This is a genomic window from Frankia sp. CcWB3 (assembly GCF_977927595.1).
In genome coordinates this window covers 5,370-7,736 of the sequence record NZ_CDWRCK010000053.1, presented here as the reverse complement: position 1 = coordinate 7,736, position 2,367 = coordinate 5,370, and the positions used below count along the sequence as shown (strand labels likewise).

Here is a 2,367-nt window from a genome sequence, read left to right as displayed (position 1 = left end):
TTTCGACTCCTAGGACGAATGTCGCATTCATATCGCTACATCCGGCAAGCCGACCGGGTTCCTGAGTACAGCCGGCGCGGCGGGTGGCTCGGGATGCGGCGTAGCGGGCACCGGGCGCTTCTGGCCAGGTGCGTCGTTTCAGGTACATCGTTCCGGCGGTCCGTAGCCGCCATCACCCCGAACCGGGAAGATCATATAGAGTAATACTCGGATTTCCGCCCGGAATCGCCCACCTCGACTACACCACCGCACAGGGGCGGGCCTCTTCCGGAAGGCTTTCCCGGGGAGGATCCGTTATTCCGAAAATCCGAGGCACGAGAACCGGGCTGCCTAGAACCGAGCGTTCTGGAACCGGGCGTTCTGGAGCCGAGTGCACCGAGCGGCCCTGGCGTGCTCCCCCGCCCAGGTTACCTGCCCACGTCGCCTTGCTACGGTACAACCGTGCCCGCCGCCGCCCCGCTCGCCGTGCCGGCGCATCCCGGGCCTTCCCCAGGTTTCGCGTGGTGGGTCAGGACGGCATAACCCGCGCGAGTGCGGGAAAGGCCTGCGGACAGCGGTGACTTATCCGTGCGGAACGGCCCAGACGTGCGGAACGGCCCAGACGGGCCATCAGGACCGCAAGGGCCACGGGAGCCAGACCACGAGAACGACGAGGATCGGAACGGCGCATGAGGATGCTCGACGGGCGGTCGATGGCCGCCGAGATCGGCAGGTACGTGGTCGACGAGGCCGAGAGGCTGGCTGCGGCGGGAGTCACGCCGACCCTGGCGGTGGTCCTGCCGACCGCGGATCCGGCCGCGTATTCCTATGCCGAGATCGTCGAACGGACCGCGGGCAAGGTCGGCGTGCGCTGCGTGCTGCATGAGCCGAAGGGCGAGCCGGCGGCGATCCTCGACACGATCGACACCGTCGCCGCCGATCCGACCGTGCACGGGATCATCGTCCAGACGCCGCTGCCAGGCGGGCTGACCTCCCGCGAGGTCGGCGAGCACATTCCGACGGCCAAGGACGTCGACGGGATGAACCCGAGCAGTCTCGGCCGGCTCGCGCTGGGTCTGCCGAGCTTCGCGCCGGCCACCGCCGCCGCGGTGGTGGAGATCCTCACCCGGGCCCGCATCCCGATGTCCGGCGCCCGGGTATGCGTGATCGGCCGCGGCCCGGTGGTCGGCAAGCCGGTCTCGCTGCTGTTGCTCGCCGAGGACACGACCGTGACGATCTGCCACTCCCGCACCAAGGGACTGGTGAGCATCGCCCACGAGGCCGACATCATCGTGTCCGCCACCGGCCATCCCCGCCTCGTCGGCGCCGGCTTCGTCCGCCCGGGTGCGACCGTCATCGACGTCGGCACCGTCGTGACCGAGACCGGGCAGGTCGGTGACGTGGACGCCGCGGCCGTCTCGTCCGTGGCGGGCGCCCTCACCCCGGTGCCGGGCGGTGTGGGACCGGTCACCACGATGCTCCTGCTGCGCAACACGATCCGGGCGGCGCGCGCCGCCTGATCGGCGCGCACCCGCCACCTGGCCTCGGCGGGGCCCGCGGTGGCCTCAGACGGGGCCGCGGTGGCCTCAGACGGAGCTGTAGACCGACCCGGCGAGCCGTACCCGGTTACGACCATCGGCCTTGGCCCGGTAGAGCGCGGAGTCCGCCCGAGCGATGAGACCGGCGAGGTCACCGCGGGGGCCGTGATGTGTCGCGACTCCCACGGACACGGTCACCGACAGGGGAGGCCGGCCCTCCAGCCAGCAGTGGGTTCCGGCGACCTGGCGGCGGATCCGTTCCGCGACATCGGCCGCGTTCTCCAGCTCGACCTCGGTGAGCAGCACCACGAACTCCTCGCCCCCGAACCGTCCGACGAGGTCCCGGGGGCGGGTCGCCGCCCGCAGCGCGTCCGCCACCGCGATCAGGATGACGTCCCCGATGAGATGACCGAACCTGTCATTGACCCGCTTGAAGTGGTCGATGTCGACCAGGAGCACCGACAGCGGACGCCCCACCCGGCAGGCCCGGTTGATCTCGCGTTCCGCGACCTGGCGCCAGTACGCCGGGTTGGCCAGCCGGGTCTTCGCGTCGGACCGCGCGGCATGCAGGAGCTCGGCGTGCAACAGGCTGCGTTGCAGCAGCAGGACGGGGGGTGTGATCGCCAGCATGAGCAACGGGTTCGCCGCCCACAGCACCGCGACCACGATCGACGAGCAGATCTCGGCGGCCTGCGCGGGCACGAGGTCGCGGCACGCATGCCGGAGCGGGATCCGGGCGGGGATGACAGATGACGGGACGACTCCGGTCCGGCCCGGCCAGCCCGGCCGGGTCGGGCCGGCCGCCGCGCCGGACCACGAACCGAGGCTCTCCCGACCGCCGGGCGTCGCC

General features: G+C 71.1%; 2 protein-coding genes. One reads left to right on the top strand and one right to left on the bottom strand.

Annotated features, from left to right (window positions below; translation table 11 throughout):
• Positions 1–668 precede the first annotated feature (668 nt).
• Positions 669–1,499, top strand: a complete 831-nt coding sequence (locus ACY5KJ_RS06500) for a bifunctional 5,10-methylenetetrahydrofolate dehydrogenase/5,10-methenyltetrahydrofolate cyclohydrolase (protein WP_462188762.1) — start codon at positions 669–671, stop codon at positions 1,497–1,499.
• A gap of 66 nt (positions 1,500–1,565) precedes the next feature.
• On the opposite strand, the gene ACY5KJ_RS06495 is transcribed toward ACY5KJ_RS06500, so the two are convergent.
• Positions 1,566–2,367, bottom strand: an 802-nt coding sequence (locus ACY5KJ_RS06495) for a GGDEF domain-containing protein (RefSeq protein ID WP_462202987.1), incomplete at its 5' end; no start/stop codon positions are given.

What these genes read in the sequence shown, in the direction of transcription:
- ACY5KJ_RS06500 (WP_462188762.1), top strand. Translation starts at nt 669, where the DNA reads ATGAGGATGCTCGACGGGCGGTCGATGGCCGCCGAGATCGGCAGGTAC.